Source organism: Sulfitobacter sp. HI0129 (assembly GCF_001635395.1).
Taxonomy (GTDB): Bacteria; Pseudomonadota; Alphaproteobacteria; order Rhodobacterales; family Rhodobacteraceae; genus Sulfitobacter.
The window spans coordinates 1-1,137 of sequence record NZ_LWGH01000597.1 but is presented as its reverse complement, the minus strand read 5'-3'; the positions used below and the strand labels follow the sequence as shown (position 1 = coordinate 1,137).

The following is a 1,137-nucleotide window of genomic DNA, read 5'->3' as shown; positions in this document are numbered from 1 at the left end:
CGGGGCGGCGGATGCAGGGGCGGGGGCGTGGGCCTGCTGCGGCTGCGGCATATACTGCTGTTGCGGGGCCATCACCTGCTGCGGCGGCTTGCGGCTGACGCGGACGTTCAGGCTGTCGTCCTCGGCGTAGTCGCGCTTCACCTGCAATTCGGTGAGATCGTTTTCGTTCAGCAGCTCGGCCAGCGCGCGGATGAACGCGACGTCTGCATCGTGGGTGTTCTTCGTCATGGTTCCTCGACCCTTCTCAAGGTGGGCAGACTGTCGCCGCCCTTTGCTCGCCCGCTTATAGGCCATGCGCCATAGCATGGAAAGCCGACTGTTGCCGTCGGGGCAATGGCGCGGCAGTCTGCGGCCAGCGAAGAAGGATGACATCCATGAACCTTGCCCATTGGCTGGCCCGCAGTGCCACGGCATACCCCCGGCATCCCGCCCTGTTCAGGGGCGTGACCCCCATGGCCGATTATGCGCATTTTGATGCCCGCGCCCGGGCCGTGGCGGGATGGCTGCGCGCGCAGGGAGTGGCGGAGGGCGACCGGGTCGCGCTTTTCATGCCCAACGGGCCGGATTACCTGATCGCGCTTTACGGGATCTGGTACGCCGGTGCCGCGGCGGTGCCGATCAATGCAAAGCTGCACGGGCGTGAGGCGGCGTTTATCCTGAGGGACGCGGGCGCGAAGCTGGTCTTCGTGGTCGGGTCCAACGGGGCGGCATTGAACGCCGAAGGCGATCCCGTCCCGCGCGTGGACGTCGATGGCCCTGGATACGACGATCTGCTGGTCCATCCGCCGCTACCCGAGCCTGCGCCGCGGGATGGGTCGGACATGGCGTGGCTATTCTATACCTCCGGTACGACCGGTACGCCCAAGGGGGTGATCATCACCCNTGACATGCTGCTATCGATGGCGCTTTGCTACGAAGTGGATGTCGACCGTGTCTTTGACGGGGATGCGGCGATCTATGCCGCGCCGCTCAGCCATGGGGCGGGGCTTTACAACCTGATGCATGTGCGTGCCGGGGCCCGGCATGTCTTTCCCGAAAGCGGTGGCTTCGACGCGGACGAGGTGCTCGACCTCGCGGCGCATCACGGGCGGGCGCATATGTTCGCGGCGCCCACGATGGTGCGCCGCCTGCTCGCCG

At 66.5% G+C, this 1,137-nt stretch carries 1 protein-coding gene and 1 pseudogene; one reads left to right on the top strand and one right to left on the bottom strand.

Annotated features, from left to right (window positions below):
- A pseudogene (locus A3764_RS15830) lies at positions 1-228 on the bottom strand (acetyl-CoA carboxylase, biotin carboxyl carrier protein); the annotation flags it as partial.
- 146 nt (positions 229-374) lie between these two features.
- Between A3764_RS15830 and A3764_RS15825 the strand changes: the two are divergent.
- On the top strand, positions 375-1,137 hold a 763-nt coding region (locus A3764_RS15825), incomplete at its 3' end, for a class I adenylate-forming enzyme family protein (protein ID WP_150122229.1).